Below are 24,318 nucleotides of genomic sequence, written 5' to 3'. Positions count from 1 at the left end.
GCCCCGTCGGGGCTCCGTGGGCGTCGTCCGGATGAGATCTGCCCCCAACCCCCTCATATTGGTAGGGAGCGGGACAATTCCCTTGTCCGGCCGACGCCGGCACACCGGAGCGAGGGGCCATGGCCACCACCACCGAGGGAACCGAGGGAGACGCCGACCGTCCGCCCGGCCTGAAGGCCAACGCGATCGGCTTCGTCGACGCGCTGGTCATCGGACTCAACGCGACCTCACCGGCGTATTCGCTCGCCGCGGTGATCGGCCCGGTCGTCGCGCTGGTCGGGATCTACGCGCCGGGCGTGATGTTCGCGTCCTTCGTGCCGATGCTGCTGATCGCCTCCGCGTTCTACTACCTCAACAAGGTCGACCAGGACTGCGGGACGACCTTCTCGTGGGTCACCCGGGCCATGGGTCCGTGGTCCGGGTGGCTCGGCGGCTGGGCCATCGCCATGACCGGCGTGCTGGTCGTCGGCTCGCTCGCGGACGTCGCCGTCACCTTCGGACTGCTGACCGTGGGGCTGGACAGCTGGGCCGAGAACGAGTTCGTGCGGCAACTGCTCACCGTGCTGCTCATCCTGGTGATGACCGGGGTGTGCGTGATCGGCACCGAGCTGTCGGCCCGGGTGCAGAACGTGCTGATCCTGGCGCAGGTCGCCTGTCTGCTCGCCTTCGCGGTGGTGGCGCTGTACCGGGTCTACGCCGACACGGGCACCCTCGCCTCGGTCCGGCCGTCGGCCGAATGGCTCAACCCCTTCGGGTCCGGGGGCGCGCCACTGACGGCGGCCCTGCTGCTGGGGGTGTTCATCTACTGGGGCTGGGAGTCGGCGGTCAACCTCACCGAGGAGATCAGGGACTCGGCCTCCGCTCCCGGCCGGGCCGCGGTGTGGTCGACGATCGTGCTGCTGGTGACGTACGTGGCGGTCGGCTTCGCGGTGGTGGCGTACGCCGGGCCGCTGTTCCTCTCCGAGAACGCGGGGGAAGAGGAGTTCATCTTCGCCCTGCTGGCCGGGGAGGCGATGGGCGGCTGGGACTGGGTGGTGCTGCTCGCGGTGTCCACGTCCGCGCTGGCCTCGACCCAGACGACGATCATCCCCGCCTCGCGCACGGCGCTGTCCATGGCCCGCCGCAAGGCGCTGCCCGCCCGCTTCGGCCGCATCCACCCGCGCTACCGGACACCCGACGTGAGCACCTGGTGGGTGGCCGGCATCGCCATCGTCTGGTACTTGGTCGTCCGGCAGATCAGCGAGAACGCCCTCTTCGACTCGCTGACCGCGCTGTCGCTGCTGATCGCGTTCTACTACGCCCTGACGGGCATCGCCTGCGCGGTGTACTACCGGCACCGGCTCACCGAGAGCCTGCGCAACCTGCTGCTGATCGGGCTGGGACCGCTGGCCGGGGCGGGGCTGCTGATCTGGCTGCTGGTGGAGTCCGTGATGGACATGGCCGACCCCGCCAACTCCTACAGCGGGGTGTCCTGGCTGGCCCTCGGTCCCCCGCTGGTCATCGGCATCGGCATCGCCCTGGTCGGGGTGGTCGTGATGCTCGTGTGGCGGTTCGTGTCACCGGCGTTCTGGTCCGAGCGCCCCGGCGTGGCGGGCCCTGAGCCCGTGACGGACAAGGAGAGCTGAGATGTCGGTCGTCCTCGGGTACGACGAGTCGGCCGGCGCCGTGCGCGCGCTGCGGGTCGCGGTGGAGGTGTCGGCCGCGTTCGGCGAGCCCCTGGTGCTCGTCTACGGTGCCGCGGCCCCCGGGTCCATGGGCGAGGAGTACGGCTCCCACCACCAGGCGCTGGTGGAGGCGGGGCGGACGGCGCTCCGCCATGCCGTGGAGGCGGCGGACGAGGCGGGGGTGCCGACCACGGTCGAGATCATCGACGAGAAGCCCGCCCAGGCCCTGCTCACGGCGGCCGCCCGGCACGGGGCGCGGGTGATCGTGGTGGGCAGCTGGGGCGAGAGCCCGATGCGCGGGGCCCTGCTGGGCTCCACCCCGCACAAGCTGCTGCACCTGTCCACGGTCCCGGTGCTGTGCGTGCCGACGGAGGAGTGAGGGGCCGCGGCGGCCCGGCTCAGTCCAGGTAGCCGCGGAGCTGGTCCGCGTACGCGTGGTCGCGGAGCTTGTTGAGGGTCTTGGACTCGATCTGCCGTATCCGCTCCCGGGTCACGCCGAAGATGCGGCCTATCTCCTCCAGCGTGCGGGGCCGGCCGTCGGCCAGGCCGTAGCGGAGCTGGACGACCTTGCGCTCGCGTTCGCCGAGGGTGGAGAGGACCGCCTCCAGGTGCTCGCGCAGCAGCAGGAACGCGGCCGACTCGACGGGGCTGGCGGCGTCGCCGTCCTCGATCAGGTCACCGAGAGCGACGTCGTCCTCCTCGCCGACCGGGGCGTGCAGCGAGACCGGCTCCTGGGCGAGGCGCAGCACCTCGCCGACCCGCTCGGGGGCGAGGTCGAGGTGGTCGGCGACCTCCTGCGGCGTCGGCTCGTAGCCGCGTTCCTGGAGCATCCGGCGCTGGACGCGGACGACCCGGTTGATCAGCTCCACGACGTGGACGGGGACGCGGATGGTGCGGGCCTGGTCGGCCAGGGCGCGGGACATGGCCTGCCGGATCCACCAGGTGGCGTAGGTGGAGAACTTGTAGCCGCGGGCGTAGTCGAACTTCTCCACGGCCCGGATCAGCCCGAGGTTCCCCTCCTGGACCAGGTCGAGCATGGTCAGCCCGCGCCCGACGTACCGCTTCGCCACCGACACCACGAGCCGCAGGTTCGCCTCGATCAGGCGGCGCTTGGCGACCCGGCCCAGGACGACGATCCGGTCCAGGTCGAGGGCGAGGCTGCTGTCCAGGTCGGGGGTGAGGCGCAGCTTCTCCTCGGCGAACAGCCCGGCCTCCACGCGCCGCGCCAGGTCGACCTCCTCGGCCGCGCTGAGCAGCGGGATCCGCCCGATCTCGCGGAGGTACTGCCGGAACAGGTCGGAGGAGGGCCCACCGGACTCGGTACGGGTGGGCGGCGGCGGGTCGGCGGGCTCGGCGGGCTCGTTCTCCGGGGACATCGCGACAAGGACCCCGCGCTCGGCGTTCGGCTCCGCGCCGTCGGTACTGGCGTCGGTCTGGGTGAGGGTCTGGGTCTGCACGGGGGCGACCTCCAGGATGGACGCGGCCGGCGGGGGCCGGCGGCGGTACTTCGGGGGGCGGAGTCGGCTCGCTCGCCGCCGTCCGTCCCGTACGCCGTGAAACGGAACCGCGGGAACCGGGGACCCGCCGAAACGGATCGGCCACACTCCGAGGACTCAGGCACCGCCCCCAGTGTGGGGTACGACACATCACCGCCACGAGGGGCGTGCGGTGACTTTTTGCGTCCGGGCCGTGACCGCGTGGTCATCCCCGGGGAAACCCGGATGCCGGGCGACACCCCCTTCTGACACGATCCCCGGATGTCCGCATCCCAGTACGAAACCCATGTGACGGTGCGCTGCCCGGAGCCGGGCGAGGCCGAACGGCTCGGCCGGTGGGCCGCCGAGGCAGGCCTGAAGCTGACTCACATCGTGCTCGCCCGGGGCCGGATGCGGCACCAGCCGATGCTGACGCTGCGGGGTTCGCGTACGTACGCCCGGGAGTGGGCGCGCGCCGAACGAACGGTGGCGCGGCTGCGGGCGGACGGATTCCGGCCGGTCCGGGTGAAGATCGAGTCGTCGCCCTGGGCCGCCGAGGTGCCGCGCCGGCCGTGCGGGAACGGCCAGTACTTCGAGCACCACGTCAAGCTGTTGCTGGCCGCGGACGCGGACACCACGGCGTTGGCGGCCCGGGTCGTGCCGCACGGGGCCCATCTGTCGTGGAATCCCCGGCGGGTGCGCGACGACGCGGCCCACGAGCGCTTCGTCACCCAGCGCTGCCACGGGGTGGACGCCGAGGGGGCGGGTCGCGCACTGGATGGACTGCTGGCAGAACTCGCAGGGCGGCGGGTGCTGGAGGTGGAGCGGGAGTTCGTCCTGTACGACAGCGATGCGTCGGTGGACGAGGGCTGGCTGGACGACCGCCCACGGTCGGAGCGATCAGAGGGGGTACCGCGATGAGCGGGGGTGCGTGGCAGGGCTTCGGCTGGGCGAACTGTGAGATCCCCCGGGCGCCGCTGGACGAGGAGACGCGCCGGGCCGAGCGACTGCCGAAGACCCTGCGGCCGGTGTTGGGGGACGACGTGACGCAGCGCTCGGTCTTCGATCCGGCGCTGATTCAGTACCCGAACGCCTACCGGGCCGCCGACCCGCGCTTCACGGATCCGGAGCGGGGCGCGGCGTGGCGGGCGGCGCGGCGACGCGCCCTGGACCTGGTGCTGGGCGCCGTCGCGGACTCGGAGTGGGTGGACGCACTGGTGCTGCGCGGCAGCGTGCTGATGTCCGCGTGGTTCGGAGTGGAGGCCCGCGAGCCCGGAGACCTGGACTTCGTCGTGGTCCCTCCCTCCTGGCGGATCGACGACGGGCGCACCGGGCGGATGCTGACGTCCCTCGCCGAGGCGGCCGGGGCACGGGCCGAGGCGGACGGCGGGACGGTGGAGGTCTCGGCCGGCGGTGCCGTGGTCGAGGACATCTGGACGTACGACCGGGTGCCGGGGCTGCGCATGGTGCTGCCGTGGGGGTCGCCGGGGCTGCCGGGCGGGCACGTCCAGCTCGACTTCGTCTTCAACGAGCGGCTGCCCGAGCCGCCCGATCCGGTGGAGCTGCCGGGCGGAGTGTCCCTGTACGCGGCGACGCCGGGGCTGTCGCTGGCCTGGAAGCTGATGTGGCTGATCAACGACGGGTACGGGCAGGGCAAGGACCTGTACGACGCCGTACTGCTGGCCGAGCGGCATCCGCTGAGCCGCGACCTGCTGCACGAGGTGTTCCGGCTGTCCGGCGAGTGGCCGTACCCCCGTGAGCGGATTCTGCTGGAGGACGTGGTGGAGGCGGCGGGGTACGTGGAGTGGAACCACTTCGTCGCCGAGTACCCGCGGTTCACGGGCCGCGAGGACGAGTTCGCCGAGCGGCTGGTGCGGGCGGTGATCCCGGCGTTCGCGCAGGACGGCGGCTGATCCCTGCCGCCGCGTCTCACAGCGCGGCGGCGCCCTGGACGCGTAGGTTCTGGTCGTACTGCTGGAGGATCCAGAGTTCGTTCGCTACGGCGGCCTGTTCTGCGGGGTCGCCGTGGCCCGAGAGGCGGGTGAGGCGGCCGGTGATGTCGCGGATGCGGCGTTCGACGGCGCGGCGGCGGACCGTGACCAGTTGGGCGCCGGCGTAGACGTCGTCGACGTCCTTGACGCCGCGGTGCAGCATGATCGCCTCGACCGCGAGTTCGGTGACCATGGCGCGGACGGTGTCGTCGGGGGCCGCCTCGCGCACCCGGACCAGGTAGTCCTGCGGGTCCTGAACGCCGAACTCGGCGCCGCCCGCCTCCAGGATCGCCTCGCGTACGGCGGCGTAGGGCGGGGCGGTGAACTCGTCGACGCCGTACGCGTCGAAGGCCGGGGAGACCAGGTCGGGGCGCTGGAGGGCGAGCTTGAGCAGTTCGCGTTCGGTGGCGAAGACGGGGTTGCGGAGGTTGAGGGCCGGGCCGCGGGGGCCGGGGCGGGTGGGGGCGGTCTGGTGCTGGGCGCCGCCGTGCTGCTGCCGGTCGGGGGCGGCGCCCCTGCCGCCCCGGTCGCGGGACCAGCGGGCCAGCTGGGCGATGCGCTTGACGACGAACTGGGTGTCCAGGATGCCGAGCATGCCGGCGAGCTGGACCGCGACCTCGTGCTGGGCGCCGCTGTTCTTGATGCGGGCGACGACCGGGGCGGCCTCGTCCAGGGCGGACGCGCGGCCGGCCGGGGTGTCCAGGTCGTAGCGGCCGACGATCTGGCGGAGGGCGAACTCGAAGAGCGGGGTGCGGGGCTCGGCCAGGTCGGCGACCGCGTCGTCGCCCTTGGCGAGGCGCAGGTCGCAGGGGTCCATGCCGTCGGGGGCGATGGCGATGTAGGTCTCGGCGGCGAACTTCTGGTCGTCCTCGAAGGCGCGCAGGGCCGCCTTCTGGCCGGCCGCGTCGCCGTCGAAGGTGAAGATCACGCGGGCCGAGCCGTTGTCCATGAGGAGCCGGCGGAGGATCTTGATGTGGTCGCCGCCGAAGGCCGTGCCGCAGGTCGCGATGGCGGTGGTCACGCCGGCGAGGTGGCAGGCCATGACGTCCGTGTAGCCCTCGACGACGACCGCCCGGGACGCCTTCGCGATGTCCTTCTTCGCCAGGTCGATGCCGTAGAGGACCTGGGACTTCTTGTAGATCGCGGTCTCGGGGGTGTTCAGGTACTTCGGGCCGTTGTCCGCCTCGTAGAGCTTGCGGGCGCCGAAGCCGACGACGTCGCCGCCGATGTCGCGGATGGGCCACATCAGCCGGCCGCGGAACCGGTCGATGGGGCCGCGGCGGCCCTCCTGGGAGATGCCGGAGAGGACCAGCTCCTTGTCGCTGAAGCCCTTGCCGCGCAGGAAGCGGGTGAGGTGGTCCCAGCCCTGGGGGCTGTAGCCGACGCCGAAGTGCTGGGCGGCCGCCTGGTCGAAGCCGCGCTCGGCGAGGAAGGCGCGGCCGGTGTCCGCCTCGGGGCCGGTGGCCAGCTGCTCCGCGTACCACTGCGCGGCGATCTTGTGGGCCTCGACCAGGCGGATGCGTTCGCCGCGCTGGTGGGTGGGGTTGTACCCGCCCTCCTCGTAGCGCAGGGTGATGCCGGCCTGGCCGGCCAGGCGCTCGACCGCCTCGGAGAAGGTGAGGTGGTCGATCTTCATCACGAACGTGATGGTGTCGCCGCCCTCCTGGCAGCCGAAGCAGTGGAAGAACCCCTTGCTCGGACTGACCTGGAAGGACGGGGACTTCTCGTCGTGGAAGGGGCACAGGCCCTTGAGATTGCCGCCGCCCGCGTTGCGCAGCTGGAGGTACTCCGAGACGACGGCGTCGATCGGGACCGCGTCCCGTACCGCCTTCACGTCCTCGTCGTTGATCCGTCCTGCCACGCGTGAAGTCTACGGGGCGGCACCGACATGCTCGGGCACGGTGGCCGGCTCCGGCAGCTATGCGACGAGGCTGTCCAGAGATACGTGCGGGTTCGCCAGCGCCTCCGTGTCCACCTGGGCCTTCGAGCGGATCAGCTGCTGGATCGGCTCCGTGACGTCCCACACGTTGACGTTCATCCCGGCCAGCACGCGGCCCTCCTTCACCCAGAAGGCGATGAACTCGCGCTTCGCCGCGTCCCCGCGGATCACCACCTCGTCGTACGACCCCGCGGGCGCCCAGCCTGAGTACTCCATGCCCAGGTCGTACTGGTCGGTGAAGAAGTAGGGCACGCGGTCGTGGGCGGGGCCCTTGCCGAGCATCGCGCGGGCCGCGGCCGGGCCGCCGTTGAGGGCGTTGGCCCAGTGCTCCACGCGCAGGCTGGTGTCGAAGAGGGCGTGGTGGAAGGAGGCCACGTCGCCGGCCGCGTAGATGTCGGGGTCGGAGGTGCGCAGGTGCTCGTCGACGACGATGCCGCCGCCGTGCGCCCGGTCGGCGATCTCCAGGCCGGCCGCCTGCGCGAGCGCGGCGCGCGGGGCGGCGCCGATCGCGGCGAGCACGTCGTGCGCCGGGTGCTCCTCGCCGTCGTCGGTACGGGCGGCCAGCACCATGCCGTCCTGGCCGACGATCTCGGTCAGCTCCACGCCGAAGCGGAAGCGCACCCCGTGGGACTCGTGCAGCTCGGCGAAGACGGCGCCCAGCTCGGGGCCGAGGACGCCGTGCAGCGGGGTCGGGCCGGGCTCGACGACGGTGACCTCCGCCCCGTACTCGCGGGCCGCCGCCGCGACCTCCAGGCCGATCCAGCCGGCGCCGGCGATCACGAGGTGGCCGTTGTCCCGGCCGAGGGAGGCGAGGACGCCCTTGAGGCGCTCGGCGTGGGCGAGGCGGCGCAGGTGGTGGACGCCCGCGAGGTCGGTGCCGGGGACGTCGAGGCGGCGGGGCTCGGCGCCGGTCGCGAGGAGCAGCTTGTCGTACCTGACGTGGGTGCCGTCGTCGCCGTAGTGGACGGTCCTGGCGGCGCGGTCGATCGCGACGACGGTCTGGCCGAGGTGCAGCTCGATGTCGTGCCGCGCGTACCAGGCGGGCTCGTGCACGAAGACGCTGTCGCGCTCCTCCTTGCCGAGGAGGTAGCCCTTGGACAGCGGGGGGCGCTCGTAGGGGTGGTCGCGTTCGTCGCAGATGAGGATCACCCGGCCGGTGAAGCCCTCCGTGCGGAGTGTCTCGGCCGCCTTCGCGCCCGCCAGGCCGCCTCCGACGATGACGAATGTCTGATCCGCGTCGACCACTTGTTTGCCTCCTCGTCAGGGTGCCGCCACATGCGAGCGTCCCGCACGTGGCGTGGTGCGGGAAGAGGGAGCGACCCGATCAGGCCACGGAGCGTCCGGTTTCCGGAGCTTCGCGGTCCGTCGGGTCACACCTGTCCCGCCAGTCTCATGGATGCCCCGTCAGCCGGGCGTGAAGCGAGCGGGCCGAGGCGTCGGTGAGGGAGGCGATCTGGTCGACGATCACCCGTTTGCGGCCCCGGTCGTCGGCGGCCGCGTCGAACAGGGCGCGGAACTGCGGGTCGAGGCCGTCGGGGGCGCGGGCGGTGAGCGCCTCGGCCAGTTCGGCGACGACGATCCGCTGGTCGGCGCGGAGCGCCTCCTGCTCGGTGCGCTGCATGACGTACCGGACGGCGACCGCCTTGAGGACGGCGCACTCCAGCTGGGTCTCCCTCGGGACGACCAGCTCGGCGGTGTACCGGGTGAGCCGGCCGCCGCCGTACGCGGCCCGGGTGGCGGTCTCGGCGGCCAGGCAGAACCGGCCGATGAGCTGGCTGGTGGCGTCCTTCAGGCGGGCCTGGGCGACGGCCGAACCGTCGTAGCCGTGCGGCCACCAGTCCTGGGCGAGGAGGCGGTCGAGGGCGGCGGCGAGTTCGGCGTGGTCGGTGCCCTCGGGGACGTAGCGGCCGACGGCGGCCTCGAAGACGGCCTCGCGCTCGGGGTCGGCGAGCAGGCAGTTCGGGTCGATGTGACCGGCGTGCAGGCCGTCCTCGACGTCGTGCACGGAGTACGCCACGTCGTCCGCCCAGTCCATGACCTGGGCCTCGAAGCAGGTGCGGGCGCCGGGGGCGTCCTTGCGGAGCCACTCGAAGACGGGCCGGTCGTCGTCGTAGACGCCGAACTTGCGCGACGCCGGGTCGGTGGGGTGGGCGCCGCGGGGCCAGGGGTACTTCGTGGCGGCGTCGAGGGTGGCGCGGGTGAGGTTGAGGCCGACGGAGCCGTCCTCGGTGAACCGCTTGGGCTCGATGCGGGTGAGCAGCCGCAGGGACTGGGCGTTGCCCTCGAAGCCGCCGCAGTCCTCGGCGAAGGTGTTGAGCGCCAGTTCGCCGTTGTGCCCGAAGGGCGGGTGGCCCAGGTCGTGGGAGAGGCAGGCGGCCTCCACCAGGTCGGGGTCGCAGCCGAGGGCGGCGCCGAGTTCGCGGCCGACCTGGGCGCACTCCAGGGAGTGGGTGAGGCGGGTGCGGGGGCTGGCGTCCCACATAGGGCTGCCCTCGCCCGGGGTGACGACCTGGGTCTTGCCGGCGAGGCGGCGCAGGGCGCCGGAGTGGAGGATGCGGGCGCGGTCGCGTTGGAAGGCGGTGCGGCCGGGGCGTTTGTCCGGCTCGGGGGCCCAGCGGGCGACTGACGTCGGGTCGTAGGGGGGTGGGGTGTCTGTGCCTTCCATGCGATGAACATTAAGCGGTGGGGGCGGATGCGTGTGCCGGGTTCTGTGGTCGCTTGGCTGCGGGCCGGATGTGGCTGGTCGCGCAGTTCCCCGCGCCCCTGAGTCAGTCAGGTGCGCGCCAGCCGATTCGCGCCCGGCGTCATTGCCGATGTCGCCACCGCCTCGTCGTAGCGGTGCAGGAGTAGGTGGGCCATCGCCGGGTGGGTGCCCAGGGGGGACGCGGCTATCCAGGGGGCCGATGACGTGCACTCCGTCGCGAAGCGGCCCGGGGCCGTGAAGTAGGAGGCCACGGCCACTCGGCGGTGGCCTCGGGAGGTCAGGGTGTGGATGGCGTCCGGGACCGTGGGGGTCGACGCCGAGGCGTAGGCGGGGAGGACCGGGACGCCGAGGCGGGCGGCGAGGAGGGACGCGGTGCGGGTCGTGTCGGTCCTGGAGTCCGGGTCGCGGGAGCCCGCGGAGGCGAGGACGACGGCCGCGTCCCGGGGGGCGCGGGTGGGCCAGCCGGCCTCCAGCAGGCGGGCGTGGAGGGCGTCCACGAGCAGGGGGTGCGGGCCGAGCGGGGCGGCGACGCGGGTGCGGGCCGGGGAGGCGGCGGCCATGTCGGGGATGTCCCGTTTGACGTGGTAGCCGCGGCTGAGCAGGAGCGGGACGAGGACCGCCGCGCCGTCGCCGAGGGCGGCCAGCGTGTCGGGCAGCAGGGGTTCGTTCAGCTCGATGTGGCCGAGGTGCACCGGCAGGCCGGGGCGCAGGGCGCGGACCCGGTCGAGGAGGGCGCTCACGGTGCGCAGGGCGCGCGGGTCGCGGCTGCCGTGGGCGACGACCACCAGGGCGGGTGCTCCGCCGGTGGCCCGCGTGCTCGTGCTGCCCGTCACTGTCATCACCGTCATGCACCGATCGTGGCCGGGTGACGTTGCCTTCCCGTTGCGTGGGCGTCACGACAATTTTCCGCCGGTTCACACGCCGCCGCCCACCGCGTGTGAGCGGCCGGCGAACCGGACGGCGCTCCGGTACGTCCCTGAGGGCAGGAACCGACCGGGGAGGGAACCGTCCGATGCGCCGCCCGACACTTCGCAGACCGCGCCTGCCGCGCACCCGCACGGGGCAGCGGCGGCTGATCCAGGCTGTGGTGGCGGGGTGCGTGCTGGCGCTGCTGCCCGCGACGTGGATGCACCTGGTCACCGGCGACCGGCTGCGCACCACGGCCGACGTGCCGCGCACCGAGGTCGCCGTCGTCTTCGGCGCCGGGCTGTGGGAGGGCGAGCCATCGCCGTACCTGGCGCACCGGCTGGACGCGGCGGCCGAGCTGTACCGCGCGGGGCGGATCGAGGTGGTGCTCGTCACCGGGGACAACAGCCGGGAGGAGTACGACGAGCCGGACGCTATGCGCGCCTACCTCGTGCGGCACGGTGTGCCCGACGGGCGGATCGTCAGCGACTACGCGGGCTTCGACACCTGGGACTCCTGCGTCCGCGCGAAGAAGATCTTCGGGGTGGACCGGGCCGTGCTGATCAGCCAGGGCTTCCACATCCGGCGGGCGGTCGCGCTCTGCCAGGAGGCGGGGGTGGCGTCGTACGGCGTCGGGGTGGCCGAGCGCCACGACGTGACCTGGTACTACGGGGGCGCCCGGGAGATCCTCGCGGCGGGCAAGGCGGCGCTGGACGCGGCGGTCGAGCCGGACCCGCACTTCCTCGGGCCGAAGGAGCCGGGGGTGGCGCGGGCCCTGGCCGACGCCGGAGGCGACGGCGCCGGATGAGCCGCCCCTCACCGTGGCCCGAGGGCGGCGGGGAGGTCGCCGTCCCGGCGGTGTAACAGAGCGCCGCCCGGCCGCGTAACACGGAAGCCGCAGGCTGGACGGCATGCAGAACACCGCCACGCCCACGCACTGCCCGTACTGCGCCCTGCAGTGCGGGATGAATCTGACGCCCGCCGCCGACGGGACCGTCGAGGTGAGCGAGCGCGCGGACTTCCCGGTGAACCGGGGCGCGCTGTGCGGCAAGGGGCGCACGGCGCCGGAAGTGCTCGCGTCGGGGGCGCGGCTGACCTCGCCGCTGGTGCGTTCCGCCGGCGGTGAGCTGGTGCCGGCCGGCTGGGACGAGGCGCTGGACCGGATCGCCGGGAACCTGGCCCGCACCCGTGCGGAGCGCGGCGCGGACGCGGTGGGGGTGTTCGGCGGGGGCGGGCTGACCAACGAGAAGGCGTACACGCTGGGCAAGTTCGCCCGGGTGGTGCTGGGCACCTCGCAGATCGACTACAACGGCCGGTTCTGCATGTCGTCGGCCGCGGCGGCGGGGACGAAGGCGTTCGGGCTCGACCGGGGGCTGCCGTTCCCGCTGGAGGACATCCCGAAGACGGGGTGCGTGATCCTCGTGGGGTCGAACCCGGCGGAGACGATGCCGCCGTCCCTGCGGTACTTCACCGAGCTGCGGGAGAACGGCGGCACCCTGATCGTCGTCGACCCGCGCCGCACGAAGACCGCCGAGCAGGCCGACCTGCACCTGGCGCCGAGGCCCGGCACCGACCTGGCGCTGGCGCTGGGCATGCTGCACCTGGTCGTCGCCGAGGGGCGGGTGGACGAGCGGTACGTCGAGGACCGCACGGCCGGCTGGGAGGAGGCGCGGGCGGCGGCGATGGCGCACTGGCCGGAGTACGTGGAGCGGATCACGGGGGTGTCCGTTCCGGAACTGCGGGAGGCGGTGCGGCTGTTCTGCGCGCCGGAGGCGGCCATGGTGCTCACCGCGCGCGGGCCGGAGCAGCAGGCCAAGGGCACGGACACGGTGGGCGCGTGGATCAACCTGTGCCTGGCGACCGGGCGGGCCGGGCGGCCGCTGTCCGGGTACGGCTGTCTGACGGGGCAGGGCAACGGGCAGGGCGGGCGCGAACACGGGCAGAAGGCCGACCAGTTGCCGGGCTACCGCAAGCTGACGGACCCGGCGGCGCGGCGGCACGTGGCCGAGGTGTGGGGCGTGGACCCGGACTCGCTGCCGGGGCCGGGGCGCAGTGCGTACGAGTTGCTGGACGCGCTGGGCACGGACATCGGGTCGCTGCTGGTGATGGGGTCCAACCCGGTGGTGTCGGCGCCCCGGGCCGCGCACATCGAGGGGCGGCTGCGGTCGCTGGACTTCCTGGCCGTGTGCGACGTGGTGCTCTCCGAGACGGCGGCGCTGGCGGACGTGGTGCTGCCGGTGACGCAGTGGGCGGAGGAGACGGGGACGACGACGAGCCTGGAGGGGCGGGTGCTGCTGCGGCGGCGGGCGATCACGCCGCCGGACGGGGTCCGCAGCGACCTGGAGGTGCTGCACGGCCTGGCCGACCGGCTGGGTGTGGAGAAGGGGTTCCCGACCGAGCCCGAGGAGGTCTTCGAGGAGCTGCGCCGGGCCAGCGCCGGCGGTCCGGCGGACTACTCGGGGATCGACTACCGGCGGCTCGCGGAGGAGAACGGCGTGTTCTGGCCGTGCCCGGCGCCGCAGGAGGACACTCCCCCGCACCCGGGCACCCCGCGTCTCTTCCTGGACCGCTTCGCCACCGACGACGGCCGGGCCAGGTTCGTGCCCGTCGCGCACCGGCCGAGCGCCGAGGAGCCGGACGACGCGTACCCGGTCCTGCTGACCACGGGGCGGGTGGTGGCGCAGTACCAGTCCGGGGCGCAGACCCGGCGGGTGGCCGAGCTGAACGCCGCCGCGCCCGGCCCGTTCGTGGAGCTGCACCCGCGGCTGGCGGCGCGGCTCGGGGCGGCGGAGGGGGACCCGCTGGCGGTGGTGTCCCGGCGGGGGCGGGCGGTGGCACCGGCCCGGATCACCACCGGCATCCGGCCGGACACCGTGTTCATGCCCTTCCACTGGCCGGGCGAGGGCCGCGCCAACACGCTGACCAACCCGGCCCTCGACCCGACCTCGCGGATGCCGGAGTTCAAGGTGTGCGCGGTGCGGGTGGAGGTGGCGCGGTAGGCGACGGCGGGGCCGCGGCCGTCATCGCACGGACCAGGTGCCGTCCGCGATCGGCCTGCCCCTCGCCCGCAGCCGGACCGCGACCGCGGGGGCGGCGACGTACACCCAGGCCCGCAGGGTCGTCCCGTCGGCGTCCCGTACGACGGTCCTGGTCACCCGGTCGTACAGGTTGCGCGGGTCGCCCGGCACGTACTCCTCCAGCCGGTCCAGTTCGGCGAGCAGTGCGTCGTACTCCTCGGGCAGCGCGGTGACCACCTCCCCGCGCACGGTCCCCTCGGGCGCCTCGGGCGCCTCCACGGCGTAGGGGTAGCCGGGGCCCGGGTAGAGCAACGCTCCGTGCAGGCGGGCGGGTTCCTCGGCGCGGGTGCGTCCGCGCAGGAAGGCGTCGTGATTCACGCCGCCGGGGCGCAGGGTCCCGTAGACGAAGAACGGCAGTCGCGTGGTGTCCACGAGAGGTCATTCTCTCGCCTCATGCCCCTCATGATCTTCACCGACGGGCTATGGACATGACATGCCGGGGGTCCTTTAAATCTGAGTCAACACCCCCACTTCCCCACGCCCCCGCACCCCCACGCGCCCCGTAGCGCTCCTCCCCAAGGAGTCCGATGAGCCGAATACGGCACGTCCGAGGTTCCCGTCTCGCCACGGCCGGCATCGCCGCCACCACCGCCGCGCTGCTCACCACCGTCCTCGTCCCCACTTCCCAAGCCGACGACGGACCCACCTCCGCCGACGCCCTCGGACACGCGGCCGCCGTCCTCGCCGACCGGGCCGACGCCCTCGGCCTGACCGCGGCGCAGGACACCGAGGTCCGCGACGTCATCGTCGACGACGACGGCACCCAGCACGTCCGCTACGACCGCACCTACCGCGAACTCCCCGTCCTGGGCGGCGACTTCGTCCTCCACCTCGCCCCCGACGGCGACTTCCGCGGCGCGGACCGCGCGACGGAGGCCCGCGTCTCCCTGCCGACGGTCACCCCGAAACTGTCGGCTCCCAAGGCCGCCGACCTGGCCGCCAACGCGCTGCGCGCCGCCAACCCGGGCGAGCTGCTGAAGAAGCTCACCGCCAAACCGCAGTTGGTGGTCGACGCCTTGCACGGGACCCCGAAGCTGGCCTGGCGGACGAACGCGGCGGCGATGGACCCCCTCGGCAACCCGGTCGCGCGCACCGTGCTGACCGACGCCGGGACCGGCGCCCGCATCGACGCCTGGGACACCATCGAGACGGCCGCGGGCGACGGCGAGTCGCTGTACAGCGGCACGGTGCCGCTGGAAACGACGTCCTCGGGGTCGTCGTACCAGCTCAAGGACCCGACGCGCGGCGGCACCTACACCGGTGACGCGGAGAACCAGACCGACCTGTGCTTCCTCGGCATCTGCCTGGTCCGGGCCCCCTCGACGCCGTTCACCGACGCCGACAACCACTGGGGCACGGGGAGCGCCGGCGACCGCGCCTCGGCCGCCGTGGACGCGCAGTACGGCACCGACGTCACGTGGGACTACTACAAGGACGTGCACGGGCGCAGCGGCATCGCGGGCGACGGCAAGGGGTCGTACAACCGGGTGCACTACGGCAACAAGTACAACAACGCCTTCTGGGACGACAGTTGCTTCTGCATGACGTACGGCGACGGTGACGGGAGCACCTTCGGGCCGCTGGTCTCGCTGGACGTCGCCGGGCACGAGATGACGCACGGGGTGACCTCGTCGACGGCGGCGCTGACGTACTCGGGCGAGTCGGGCGGCCTCAACGAGGCGACCTCCGACATCTTCGGCACCCTGGTGGAGTGGCACGCGGGCAACTCCACCGACGCCGGGGACTACCTGATCGGCGAGAAGGTGGTCCGGGACGGGTTCGGCCGGGACGCGCTGCGCTACATGGACAAGCCCAGCAGGGACGGCAGTTCGGCCGACTGCTGGAGCACCGCGGTGGGCGACCTGGACGTCCACTACTCCTCCGGGATCGCCAACCACTTCGCCTACCTGCTGGCCGAGGGCAGCGGCGCGCGGACCGTGGGCGGGGTCCGGTACGACTCCCCCACCTGCGACGGCTCCTCGGTCTCCGGGATCGGCCGGGACAAGCTCGGGGACGTCTGGTACCGGGCGCTGACGGTGTACATGACGTCGTCCACGGACTACGCGGGCGCCCGCGCCGCCACCCTGAGCGCGGCCGGTGACCTGTACGGCACCGACAGCGCCGAGTACGCCGCGGTCGGCGCGGCGTGGAGCGCGGTGAACGTGGGCTGAGCCCGCCGCGCACGCGACGTGGGCCGCCCCGGTTCCGTTACGGAACCTGGGCGGCCTCACGCGTTCTCAGATGTCGTCGTAGGGCCGCTTCTCCTTCGCCTCGCGCAGCGCGCGTCCCCACCACACCAGCTGGTCGAGCATCGTCTTCGCCGCGGCGTCCGGCCCAGACGGGTCCCTGAGCGTGCCCTCGTCGTCGAAGGATGCGCCCGCGTTGTGGAAGGAGACGGTGTCGCGGACGGTGACGGCGTGCAGTTCGGCGAAGACCTGGCGCAGGTGCTCCGCGGCGCGCAGGCCGCCGGCCAGGCCGCCGTACGAGACCAGGCCGACGGGCTTGGCCCGCCACTCGGTGAAGTGCCAGTCGATGACGTTCTTCAGGCCCGCCGGGAACGAGTGGTTGTACTCGGGCGTGAGCACGACGAACGCGTCGGCGCCGGCGAGCTTGGGCGTGACCCCGGCCAGCGCGGCGGTCGCCTCCGGGGTCGAGGCGAACGTCGTGGGGAGGTCGGTCTCGGCCACGTCGACCACCTCCGGGATCAGGTCGTCGTGGGCCCGGAGATGGTCCAGGAGCCAGTCGGCGACGACGGGGCCGAAGCGGCCGTGGCGGTTGCTGCCGACAAGGAGGGTCACCCGCAGGGGGGCGGTCGTGGTGTCCATGCGGAACAGCCTGATACCTCGACCAAACTTGAGGTCAAGCCGTGGTGACGGCGGGCCCGTTCGGCGGCGCCGGTCACCCGTTCACACCCCCGTCCCGCCCCCTTCGGGATCTTTTCTCGCCCTCACCCGGCACGCCCCCGTGACCTGCTGAAACGGAGTCCCGCGCGGTGGCGTCCGGCGCACCGGCGACACCCGTTCATCCCAATCCGCGCCGGGCGCTCGGGGAGCGGGCCGGGTCCGCTGCCACTTTCCTCGGTAGAGCAGGGGCCACCGAAGAGCTCAAAGGAGCACCGATGCGACGTACCGCCCGCCTGCTGACCGGTACCGCGCTCGCCGTCGCGGCCGTCGGCCTCGCCTCCCCGGCGACCGTGTACGCCGGGGACGCCGCACCGACCGGTGGCCTGGAGGTGTACCCGTCCTCGGTGGTGCCGGGCGAGCGGGCCATGGTGACCACGGCGTGGTGCGGCGAGGACGGTTCGGCGGCCGGTGACGCCAGCGCGGTCGGCGCCGGCACGTTCCCGCTGGCGCCGGGCACGGGTGACGGGGAGGCGGCCGGCCACTTCGAGGTGCCGCCGAGCGCGCATCCGGGAACGTACGAGATCGTCGCGACCTGCGGGGACGACGAGCAGCGGGTGACGGGCGACCTGGTGGTGACGCTGACCTCGGCCGACGCGCCGGTGTACCCCAGAGGAAGCGTGAAGACGGGGGTCGGCGGCGCTCTTGGCCCCGACCCCGTGCAGACCGCGGCCGGTGTGGCGGCTCTCGCCGTCGCCGCCGCGGGCGGTACCTGGCTCCTGCATCGCCGGGCGAGAGGCGACGGGATCTGACGGGCACCCTCCGCTGCCCGTCCGCCGGTACCGCACTTCCCCACCCCCTCCGGGTCCGACGCCCCTCGCGGCCCGGAGGGGGCAGGGGAGACAACCAGGCCCGACTGGAGAGGGGATGTACATGCGCAGGGTCGGCAACACCGCGATAGCCGCGGTCACCGCGGTCGCTCTCTGCTCCGGGGCGTGGCTGCTCGTCGGCGGCACGGAGAGCGAGGCCCCGCCGCAGCCGTCGGCCGCGCAGGCCTCCTCCGGCACCGGGCGGGCCGGGCAGGCGCCCGCCGCACCGGCCCTTCCCCCCTCCCCACCCGACCGGATCCGCGTCCCGGCGATCGACGTGGACGCCCCGCTGACTGGGCTCGGTCTGACCTCCTCCGGCAGCCTGGACGTACCGCCCGCCGACAAGAAGAACCTCGCCGGCTGGTACGAGGCGGGCACCACGCCCGGCGAGAGGGGCACCGCGATCGTCGCCGGGCACGTCGACAACGCCGAGGGCCCCGCCGTCTTCTACCGGCTCGGCGCGCTGGAGAAGGGCGCCACCATCGAGGTCGACCGGCGGGACGGCGGCGTCGCGGTCTTCACGGTGGACGCGGTGGAGGTCTACGCCGCCGACGACTTCCCCGACGCCAAGGTGTACGGGGCGGCGCTCCGGCCCGAGCTGCGGGTCATCACCTGCGGCGGCGACTACTCACGCAGTACCGGCTACCAGGGGAACGTCGTCGTCTTCGCGCACCTGACCGGCAGCCGGTGAGCCGTCGCCCAGGACGTGCGCCTTGCCCCACAGGCCGAGCGGCGCCAGCGCCTCGTTGAGGGCGACGCCCCGCGCGGTGAGCGAGTACTCGACGCGCGGCGGCACCTCGGGGTACTCCTCGCGGTGCACGATGCCGTCGGCCTCCAGCTCCCGCAGCTGTGCGGTGAGCACCTTCTCCGTCACGCCCGGCAGCTCCCGGCGCAGGGCCCCGAAGCGGCGGATCCGCTCGCCGAGCGCCCAAAGAATCAACACCTTCCACTTCCCCCCGATCACGTCCATCGCCGCGTCGACCCCGCACACGTACGCCCCCGGCCGCCGTGCCGTACCCATCCCCGTCACCCCTTCACCCTGTCGAACGTCCCCTGCCCGGACTCTTCCCCCGAGGTAACCACCCACTTGGAAGTGCGTACTTGAGCGGCCATGCCCGCCATCAGAGGCTTGTCACCATGACTGACAAGACATCCGCTCCCCGTATTCCACGCACTCCGCACACTCCGCTCACCGTCCTCGGCGCCGGCGCGATGGGCACCGCCCTCGTCCGCGCCTGGCTGGCCGCCGGGCACCCCGTGACCGTCTGGAACCGCACCCCCGCCCGTGCCGAGGCCCTGGCCGCCGAGGGCGCCACGGTCGCCCGCACCGCCGCCGAGGCGGTCTCGGCAAACCGCCTGGTGATCGTCTGCCTGCTCGACGACGCGTCGGTCGGCGCGGCCCTCGACGGCGTCGACCTGACCGGCCGAGACCTGGTCAACCTGACCACCGGCACCCCCGCCGACGGCAGGACCCGCGCCGCGTGGGCGACCGCGCGCGGAGCACGCTTCCTGGACGGCGGCATCATGGCCGTACCGCCGATGATCGGGGCCGCGGATTCGGGCGGCTACGTCTTCTACAGCGGATCCTCCGCCCTCTTCACCGAGCACCGCGACACCCTCACCGTCCCCGCCGGCACCCGCTACGTCGGCGAGGACGCGGGCTTCGCGGCCCTGCACGACGTGGCGCTGCTGAGCGCGATGACCGGCATGTTCGCTGGCATCTCACACGCCTTCGCGCTGATCCGGCGCGAGGACATCGCACCCGGCGACTTCGCACCGCTGCTGGCGTCCTGGCTGACCTCGATGGCCCCGGCCGTCCACCTGACCGCCGAGCAACTGGAGCGCGGCGACTACTCCCACGGCGTCGTCTCCAACCTCGCGATGCAGGTGGCAGGCAACGCGACGCTGCTGCGCACGGCGGAGGAACAGGGGGTGAGCAAGGAGCTGCTGACGCCGTACATGGGGTTGATGGAGCGGTGGCTCGCCGAGGGGCATGGGGAGGAGGACGGGACGGGGGTGGTGGAGCTGCTGGATCTGCGGCGGGGCGGGGCGAGCGCCTAGGCAGTGTTCGACGCTGGAGAGTGGCGAAGCTGCCGTCGGCCTGCTACTCGGCCCCGTACTTATGGCCGCGGAAGATGCCCATCCAGGGCCGACTACAGACGCCACTACTGCGTGCGGGAACTCTGTGACATCTGTCCGTTCGGACAGATCACTCTGTGCAAGAACGCGTGGGTGAGGCCGGCCCTGGATGCCGCCCTTCCTGAAGCGCGCGCCCTCAGGGCTGTCACCGGCGTTGACGCCAACGACCGTGCCATCGTCATGGAGGGACTGGTCGAGCCGCCCCGCTGCTACTGCAGGACGGGTTCGAAAGGCGGGCGCGCTGAGAGATCACCCGCCACGTGTGCTTCCAGCACGCCGACCACGATCACGGCTCTCGGCTCTCGGCTCCGCCAGGCTGACTCCGCCGAACACCGCACAGCACCACGTCAACACGCAGCAGCCGCTGCAGTCCGATGCGGTCGCTTCCGGGGTCGGGTTCGGCTCGCTTGACTGTCGCCGCATCCGCTTCCACGACCTCCGCCACTCCACCGCCACCCTGCGCCGCCCCCGTCTGCTGACGTTGCCATCAACCACTGTCGTCACCACCCCATGCTCGGCATCGCCCGGATGCACAACCTCGCACTCGCCGGATAGGGAAGCGGGCCGCACGGCGGGCCACCGTGCCCGAGACAGCGAGAAGGTCATTTACGGGACAACCCTTAGCGGCCCTATTGCAGGATCAGGAAGAAGTAGCAAGGACAGGTGCAGAGTGGCTCACTGAGAGCGTCGAGGAAATGTATTGGTGATCACGTTGGGTCGTGCACGACCAGGCGTGACTGGCGCCCCGCGAAGGCGCGTCGCAGCGCACGGGCTTCACGGTGGCGGGCAGCGAAGATCCCCTGATTATCAACATGGACGACCAAGGTGTCGTAACTGTCGATCACCTCAGAGATGCCTCGGGTCTGAATAGCATCCGCCCATGCATCAGTGCTTCGGCCGAACCACTTCGGCAAACCACAGGGCCCGATGACAGCGTCCCAGAATTCGTCTAGCGTGTTGATTGATTTCCCTCGCAGGTCAACCACCAACACGGACTGAACGTTCTTCGTCATCACAGTAGAGTACCCGCGTCTAACCTCGATCTTTCTCGACGGTCGGCCGACGGAGTCGGTGGACCGTTTCGCATTCTCTGAGGGGTCGCGGGCAGGCCGGTGACCCGAGTGTCGCGTCGGGTGGGCGCTGGGTTCCACTGCCCGGGCTGTGATGCTGGCGGTCGCGGGGACGGGAAGCTGCTGGTCAGCCGGGGGTTGGGGAGGAGGTCGAGCCGGGCCAGGGCTGCAGTGATCTCGGCGGTCCAGGGTCAGTGGCGGGCGAGGCGGAGGATGCGCCGTCGGCCGGTGGTGACGAGTTGAGCTGCCGCGGTGAACAGGCGGAACCGCAGGCGGCGGGGTTCCCAGAGCCTGGCCTTACCCCTCAGAGCGAGCATGGGCATCCAGGCGAGCGGGTCAAAGGCGATCTGGACGATCTCCAGCCAGACCTTGTTCTGGGCCGTGTCGTGGAGGGGGAGGTTGCGCAGGCCGGTCGCCCGGGCAGCCCGGATGCGGTCTTCCGCGCGGGCTCGCAGCCGGTGACGGAGTTCGAGGTCGGCGATCGGCCGGCCGGCGGTGTTGGTCGCGAAGCAGGTGAGACGCATACCGTCTGCGTCCGTGAACCTCAACTGGGCCCCGGGGTACGGCCGTTCCCTGCGGACGATCAGCCGCGTGCCCGGCGGCCAGCCGTCCAGGACGTCGCCGGCCAGCCCGGCGACCCAGGCCCCGTTACGGATCTCGCCGTCCGTGTCGACGGCCGAGGTCCAGGCCGGCTCAGGGATCTTCAGCACGTGCTGGTGGATCGCCTCGGTGATCGTCATTCCGACGGAATACGACAGCCGCCGGCCACGCCGGGCGAGCCAGGACACGAACGCGTGGGTGCCGCCCGCGGAGTCCGTGCGGAGCAGCGTCTGCCGTCCGCGCCGGTATTTCCTGGGCAGTTGGGCCAGAGCGAGGCAGGTGGCGGTGATGTGGTCGGCGGCCGTGTTCGAGCCCGCGTTCCCGGGCCCCGGGCCATGGTCGACAAAGCCCATCAGCGGGTGATGGCCGTAGGTCTTCTTCCAGGTCGCGGCCGCGTCCTCCTTGTCCGAGTGGGCGATAACGAGGACGCCATCGAGATCGACGACGACCTGGCGTCGGCATCCGGGGCGTTCTTTCCGGCCAACGACCAGGCACGGGCGCGGGCTTCGGCCCGTGCGGAGCGGATGGCCCGCAGTGCCTTCTCGCCGGAGGCGGCAAGGGTGTCGACCAGACGGGAGACGGTCGGGTCGGAGGCGACTGGGCCGAAGACATCCGGCTCGGACCGCAGGGCGGCAATGTCGGCGAGGCAGTCCCCGCCGAGCGCGACCGCCAGCGCGAGGTCCAGGAGGATTTTGCCGGGATCGTGGACGGCCCGCGGCTTCCGCCAGGGCGCGAGTGCGGCGGATATCGCCCGGTCAAGACCGGTCTTGCGGACCGCTTCGACGAGCAGGACCGACCCGGCCTGGGAGACGATCTGGCGGCCGTTGTCCTCGACACGGACGCGCGGGTAGGACCCGATAGAGTGCTTCACCTGGGAAGTTCCTCTCGCGGTGGCAGGAACAAGGACCTCGAAAATCCTCATTCTTGCTGGTCAGAGGCACTATCTGCTTTCCTGACCGCCTGTCGGACAGCCCGCTTCATGAAATCCCGAGGTTAGGCGTCCCTGGCTGGTCGTGACCGGTGTGACGATTCGGCCGAAGGCGGTTGCCGACCTGGCCGGTCAGGGCCGGGATGGCGGCAGCGTGCCCGGACTCCACACCAGCGGCCGACGAAGCCGACAAACGGGAGTGTGGCAGCCTGGGGAGGGAGGGCGCGGAGGCGACGTGCAAGGATGCCAAGATGTCTCGCCGATCACGCCTTCTGTCGTGGGCCGCCGGAGCGGCCTTGTCTGCCGCACTGCTCAGCCTGCTCCTCTACGCCCTGGACGACGAGCGTGACAACGAGGTCTTCCCAGCCAGCACGGAGACCATGTCACCCGCGGTGGCCCGGACGGCGCGTGAGCATCTTCACCTGTCCCGCCCATCGGGGAAAGAGAAGACGGTGCGGATGACGGTAGACGGCATCCTGCGCGGACAGCACTACAACACCATCACGGGCACCCTGGACTTCCTCAACGATGACGGCGAGGTGGTCGACCGGGTTCCCTTCCACCAAGGGGGTTTGGCCGAAGGGCCGATAGAGAACTCGACCAGCGAGCACACTCCGAAGCAGCGCGTCGAGGACGTCACCTCGGTCAAGCTTGGACCCGGCCTCGCATTTTCACAGTGGCGCAACCAGCCGTAAGTCTCTGGCACTCCGTGGGCGGGTCTTTCTGTGTGTGGGGCGCCCTTAGACCTCGTTTCGATCTTGTTGAAGCGGTCTGATTGGACGTGACGGGTCTGGCGGTTGGGCACTTCGTGATGCTGTGAGTACTCGGCCTTGGATCGTGGACGATGACTTGTGGGCGTTGATCGAGCCGCTTCTGCCACCCTGGCCCGAACGGGCGCCGGGGCCGCAGCCGGTGGCGGACCGGCGCTGCCTGCAGGGCATCCTGTACGTCCTCTACAACGACATCGCCTGGCAACTGCTGCCCCTGGAACTGGGGTTCGGCTCCGGACAGACCTGTCGGCGGCGCCTGGAGCGGTAGCAGGAGGCCGGAGCCTTCAACCAGCTACACCAGATCCTGCTCGCCGAGCTGAACACGGCCGGCGAGCTCGACTGGTCCAGAGCGTGCGTCGACGGCTCCCACGTCCGCGCGAAAAAGGGGACCCGGCACCGGTCCGTCGCGGGTCGACCGGCGGAAGACGGGCAGCAAACACCACCTGATCTGCGATGGACGCGGCACCCCACTCAAGGTCATCACTACGGCGGCCAACGTCAACGACGTCACCCAGGCCCTCGCCCTCGTCGACGGCATTCCGCCCGTGGCCGGGCGCCCCGGCCGCCCGAGGCGTCGCCCTGCCTCACTGCTCGGCGACAAGGGCTACGACTCCAACCCCAACCGGCGCGAGCTGCACAAGCGCCGGGAGACCTTCGCCCTCCTCCACCAATTCAAGCGCCTCACCGTCCGCTGGGAACGCCGCACCGAACTCCACGACGCCTTCATCTCCCTCGCCTGCAGCCTCATCTGCTGGAGGCGCCTCAAGAAGCACCGAACATGATCGTGTTACGAGTTCTTAAGATACGGAACTTAACCTTTCTGAGAACCCAGATCCTCACCCCTTACCGAGGACGACGGCCCTCTGCTCCATCAGAGCCGTCGCCCTCGACAGCGAGACTCACCGTTATACCCAGTCCGCCAGGTAGAAGATCTCCAATTGGCCACAGCCTTCGTTCATGTCCGACACGTCTCTCGCCATCATCTGCAGCAGCACCACGGATCGAATAAAACCGTGAACATTTGCACCAAGAAAAGCAGCGCTCGACGAAAGGACAAGCGCGAACCTGAAAGGGGCCGCTGTTCCTCGATCGCGAAGTACGTCACGTAGTGCATCCCAGTTGGCCCCATAGTAGCTGGGAGCCGAGAGGGCTCCTCCGAGTGAAACCAGTAGTTCGGATTCACTCCGCACCCGCGCAAGGTCGACTTCTAGCACGTCAAACCCGGCGCACCCCAATTCATGCACCGCTTCTTCGCGTCGACCTTCATTGAGGAAATAGGGCTGCGGAGAGAGTCCGGAGATTACTTCTTCGGGATCGACCCAAGATTCCTGGAAATCATCCATGCC

21 protein-coding genes and 2 pseudogenes are annotated in these 24,318 nt (G+C 71.8%); 12 read left to right on the top strand and 11 right to left on the bottom strand.

Features of this window, described 5'->3' with window-relative positions; all coding sequences use genetic code 11:
- Positions 1–119 precede the first annotated feature (119 nt).
- Entirely contained in the window at positions 120–1,625 is a 1,506-nt protein-coding gene (locus ACFC1X_RS05930) for an APC family permease (protein WP_376349114.1), read from the top strand.
- Position 1,626: 1 nt separating this feature from the next.
- Positions 1,627–2,043: a universal stress protein gene (locus ACFC1X_RS05925; RefSeq protein WP_376349112.1), complete on the top strand. Its 417-nt coding sequence runs from the start codon at positions 1,627–1,629 to the stop codon at positions 2,041–2,043.
- A gap of 19 nt (positions 2,044–2,062) precedes the next feature.
- Here ACFC1X_RS05925 and ACFC1X_RS05920 read toward each other — a convergent pair whose 3' ends face one another.
- On the bottom strand, positions 2,063–3,259 hold the full coding sequence (locus ACFC1X_RS05920) for an RNA polymerase sigma factor (protein WP_376349781.1): 1,197 nt from the start codon (positions 3,257–3,259) through the stop codon (positions 2,063–2,065).
- A 162-nt stretch (positions 3,260–3,421) separates the two neighbouring features.
- Here ACFC1X_RS05920 and ACFC1X_RS05915 point away from each other — a divergent pair, with 162 nt between their 5' ends.
- Together ACFC1X_RS05915 and ACFC1X_RS05910 are read left to right on the top strand one after the other, a co-directional pair.
- Positions 3,422–4,060: a hypothetical protein gene (locus ACFC1X_RS05915; RefSeq protein WP_376349110.1), complete on the top strand. Its 639-nt coding sequence runs from the start codon at positions 3,422–3,424 to the stop codon at positions 4,058–4,060.
- Positions 4,057–5,052 carry a nucleotidyl transferase AbiEii/AbiGii toxin family protein gene (locus ACFC1X_RS05910; RefSeq protein ID WP_376349109.1) on the top strand — a complete coding sequence of 332 codons (996 nt, stop codon included), beginning with the start codon at positions 4,057–4,059 and terminating at the stop codon, positions 5,050–5,052. Before ACFC1X_RS05915 ends, ACFC1X_RS05910 begins: the two co-directional genes overlap by 4 nt.
- A gap of 16 nt (positions 5,053–5,068) precedes the next feature.
- Here the strand turns inward: ACFC1X_RS05910 and dnaG are convergent, their stop codons facing one another.
- The 4 genes from dnaG to ACFC1X_RS05890 form a co-directional block, all read right to left on the bottom strand.
- Positions 5,069–6,991, bottom strand: coding sequence for a DNA primase (dnaG, locus tag ACFC1X_RS05905; protein ID WP_376349107.1), 1,923 nt, complete (start codon positions 6,989–6,991; stop codon positions 5,069–5,071).
- A 57-nt stretch (positions 6,992–7,048) separates the two neighbouring features.
- The gene (locus ACFC1X_RS05900) at positions 7,049–8,314 is read right to left on the bottom strand and encodes an NAD(P)/FAD-dependent oxidoreductase (protein ID WP_376349105.1); all 1,266 of its coding nucleotides are present in this window, start codon (positions 8,312–8,314) and stop codon (positions 7,049–7,051) included.
- A gap of 145 nt (positions 8,315–8,459) precedes the next feature.
- On the bottom strand, positions 8,460–9,734 hold the full coding sequence (locus tag ACFC1X_RS05895) for a deoxyguanosinetriphosphate triphosphohydrolase (protein WP_376349103.1): 1,275 nt from the start codon (positions 9,732–9,734) through the stop codon (positions 8,460–8,462).
- Between the two features lie 107 nt (positions 9,735–9,841).
- Positions 9,842–10,621, bottom strand: coding sequence for a sirohydrochlorin chelatase (locus tag ACFC1X_RS05890; protein WP_376349101.1), 780 nt, complete (start codon positions 10,619–10,621; stop codon positions 9,842–9,844).
- Between the two features lie 164 nt (positions 10,622–10,785).
- Between ACFC1X_RS05890 and ACFC1X_RS05885 the strand changes: the two genes are divergently transcribed.
- Complete coding sequence (locus ACFC1X_RS05885) at positions 10,786–11,487, top strand: vancomycin high temperature exclusion protein (RefSeq protein ID WP_376349099.1); 702 nt, start codon at positions 10,786–10,788, stop codon at positions 11,485–11,487.
- A 103-nt stretch (positions 11,488–11,590) separates the two neighbouring features.
- A complete protein-coding gene (locus tag ACFC1X_RS05880) occupies positions 11,591–13,678 on the top strand; it encodes a molybdopterin oxidoreductase family protein (RefSeq protein WP_376349097.1) in 2,088 nt (695 codons plus the stop codon).
- Positions 13,679–13,699: 21 nt separating this feature from the next.
- Here ACFC1X_RS05880 and ACFC1X_RS05875 read toward each other — a convergent pair whose 3' ends face one another.
- Positions 13,700–14,128 (bottom strand): gamma-glutamylcyclotransferase family protein, encoded by a 429-nt coding sequence (locus ACFC1X_RS05875; protein ID WP_376349095.1) that lies wholly within the window; start codon positions 14,126–14,128, stop codon positions 13,700–13,702.
- Positions 14,129–14,283: 155 nt separating this feature from the next.
- Between ACFC1X_RS05875 and ACFC1X_RS05870 the strand changes: the two genes are divergently transcribed.
- On the top strand, positions 14,284–15,927 hold the full coding sequence (locus ACFC1X_RS05870) for a M4 family metallopeptidase (RefSeq protein ID WP_376349093.1): 1,644 nt from the start codon (positions 14,284–14,286) through the stop codon (positions 15,925–15,927).
- Between the two features lie 66 nt (positions 15,928–15,993).
- Here the strand turns inward: ACFC1X_RS05870 and ACFC1X_RS05865 are convergent, their stop codons facing one another.
- The gene (locus tag ACFC1X_RS05865; RefSeq protein WP_376349092.1) at positions 15,994–16,581 is read right to left on the bottom strand and encodes an NADPH-dependent FMN reductase; all 588 of its coding nucleotides are present in this window, start codon (positions 16,579–16,581) and stop codon (positions 15,994–15,996) included.
- Positions 16,582–16,874: 293 nt separating this feature from the next.
- Between ACFC1X_RS05865 and ACFC1X_RS05860 the strand changes: the two genes are divergently transcribed.
- Both ACFC1X_RS05860 and ACFC1X_RS05855 read left to right on the top strand, forming a co-directional pair.
- Complete coding sequence (locus ACFC1X_RS05860; protein WP_376349090.1) at positions 16,875–17,408, top strand: hypothetical protein; 534 nt, start codon at positions 16,875–16,877, stop codon at positions 17,406–17,408.
- Positions 17,409–17,529: 121 nt separating this feature from the next.
- Complete coding sequence (locus ACFC1X_RS05855; protein ID WP_376349779.1) at positions 17,530–18,156, top strand: class F sortase; 627 nt, start codon at positions 17,530–17,532, stop codon at positions 18,154–18,156.
- Here the strand turns inward: ACFC1X_RS05855 and ACFC1X_RS05850 are convergent.
- Positions 18,094–18,486 carry a winged helix-turn-helix transcriptional regulator gene (locus tag ACFC1X_RS05850; RefSeq protein ID WP_376349088.1) on the bottom strand — a complete coding sequence of 131 codons (393 nt, stop codon included), beginning with the start codon at positions 18,484–18,486 and terminating at the stop codon, positions 18,094–18,096. The genes ACFC1X_RS05855 and ACFC1X_RS05850 overlap by 63 nt on opposite strands.
- A gap of 116 nt (positions 18,487–18,602) precedes the next feature.
- Between ACFC1X_RS05850 and ACFC1X_RS05845 the strand changes: the two genes are divergently transcribed.
- Entirely contained in the window at positions 18,603–19,526 is a 924-nt protein-coding gene (locus ACFC1X_RS05845; protein ID WP_376349086.1) for an NAD(P)-dependent oxidoreductase, read from the top strand.
- Positions 19,527–20,311: 785 nt separating this feature from the next.
- On the opposite strand, the gene ACFC1X_RS05840 is transcribed toward ACFC1X_RS05845, so the two are convergent.
- On the bottom strand, positions 20,312–20,617 hold the full coding sequence (locus ACFC1X_RS05840; RefSeq protein ID WP_376349084.1) for a barstar family protein: 306 nt from the start codon (positions 20,615–20,617) through the stop codon (positions 20,312–20,314).
- Positions 20,618–20,868: 251 nt separating this feature from the next.
- Positions 20,869–22,145: pseudogene (locus tag ACFC1X_RS05835) on the bottom strand (IS1380 family transposase); the annotation flags it as partial.
- Positions 22,146–22,498: 353 nt separating this feature from the next.
- On the opposite strand from ACFC1X_RS05835, the gene ACFC1X_RS05830 reads away from it, so the two are divergent.
- Together ACFC1X_RS05830 and ACFC1X_RS05825 are read left to right on the top strand one after the other, a co-directional pair.
- Positions 22,499–22,897, top strand: coding sequence for a hypothetical protein (locus ACFC1X_RS05830; RefSeq protein ID WP_376349083.1), 399 nt, complete (start codon positions 22,499–22,501; stop codon positions 22,895–22,897).
- Positions 22,898–23,018: 121 nt separating this feature from the next.
- A pseudogene (locus ACFC1X_RS05825) lies at positions 23,019–23,754 on the top strand (IS5 family transposase).
- A gap of 123 nt (positions 23,755–23,877) precedes the next feature.
- Here the strand turns inward: ACFC1X_RS05825 and ACFC1X_RS05820 are convergent.
- Positions 23,878–24,315, bottom strand: a complete 438-nt coding sequence (locus ACFC1X_RS05820; protein WP_376349081.1) for a barstar family protein — start codon at positions 24,313–24,315, stop codon at positions 23,878–23,880.
- Positions 24,316–24,318: the final 3 nt, after the last annotated feature.

Origin of the sequence: Streptomyces sp. NPDC056128 (genome assembly GCF_042263835.1) — a bacterium.
Taxonomy (GTDB): domain Bacteria; phylum Actinomycetota; class Actinomycetes; order Streptomycetales; family Streptomycetaceae; genus Streptomyces.
Note: the sequence above shows the minus strand (reverse complement) of the source record. Positions and strands in the feature narration are given on the sequence as shown.

What these genes read in the sequence shown, in the direction of transcription:
- ACFC1X_RS05930 (WP_376349114.1), top strand. Translation starts at nt 120, where the DNA reads ATGGCCACCACCACCGAGGGAACCGAGGGAGACGCCGACCGTCCGCCC.
- ACFC1X_RS05925 (WP_376349112.1), top strand. Translation starts at nt 1,627, where the DNA reads ATGTCGGTCGTCCTCGGGTACGACGAGTCGGCCGGCGCCGTGCGCGCG.
- ACFC1X_RS05915 (WP_376349110.1), top strand. Translation starts at nt 3,422, where the DNA reads ATGTCCGCATCCCAGTACGAAACCCATGTGACGGTGCGCTGCCCGGAG.
- ACFC1X_RS05910 (WP_376349109.1), top strand. Translation starts at nt 4,057, where the DNA reads ATGAGCGGGGGTGCGTGGCAGGGCTTCGGCTGGGCGAACTGTGAGATC.
- ACFC1X_RS05895 (WP_376349103.1), bottom strand. Translation starts at nt 9,734, where the DNA reads ATGGAAGGCACAGACACCCCACCCCCCTACGACCCGACGTCAGTCGCC.
- ACFC1X_RS05890 (WP_376349101.1), bottom strand. Translation starts at nt 10,621, where the DNA reads ATGACGGTGATGACAGTGACGGGCAGCACGAGCACGCGGGCCACCGGC.
- ACFC1X_RS05885 (WP_376349099.1), top strand. Translation starts at nt 10,786, where the DNA reads ATGCGCCGCCCGACACTTCGCAGACCGCGCCTGCCGCGCACCCGCACG.
- ACFC1X_RS05880 (WP_376349097.1), top strand. Translation starts at nt 11,591, where the DNA reads ATGCAGAACACCGCCACGCCCACGCACTGCCCGTACTGCGCCCTGCAG.
- ACFC1X_RS05870 (WP_376349093.1), top strand. Translation starts at nt 14,284, where the DNA reads ATGAGCCGAATACGGCACGTCCGAGGTTCCCGTCTCGCCACGGCCGGC.
- ACFC1X_RS05865 (WP_376349092.1), bottom strand. Translation starts at nt 16,581, where the DNA reads ATGGACACCACGACCGCCCCCCTGCGGGTGACCCTCCTTGTCGGCAGC.
- ACFC1X_RS05860 (WP_376349090.1), top strand. Translation starts at nt 16,875, where the DNA reads ATGCGACGTACCGCCCGCCTGCTGACCGGTACCGCGCTCGCCGTCGCG.
- ACFC1X_RS05855 (WP_376349779.1), top strand. Translation starts at nt 17,530, where the DNA reads ATGCGCAGGGTCGGCAACACCGCGATAGCCGCGGTCACCGCGGTCGCT.
- ACFC1X_RS05850 (WP_376349088.1), bottom strand. Translation starts at nt 18,486, where the DNA reads ATGGGTACGGCACGGCGGCCGGGGGCGTACGTGTGCGGGGTCGACGCG.
- ACFC1X_RS05845 (WP_376349086.1), top strand. Translation starts at nt 18,603, where the DNA reads ATGACTGACAAGACATCCGCTCCCCGTATTCCACGCACTCCGCACACT.
- ACFC1X_RS05840 (WP_376349084.1), bottom strand. Translation starts at nt 20,617, where the DNA reads ATGACGAAGAACGTTCAGTCCGTGTTGGTGGTTGACCTGCGAGGGAAA.
- ACFC1X_RS05820 (WP_376349081.1), bottom strand. Translation starts at nt 24,315, where the DNA reads ATGGATGATTTCCAGGAATCTTGGGTCGATCCCGAAGAAGTAATCTCC.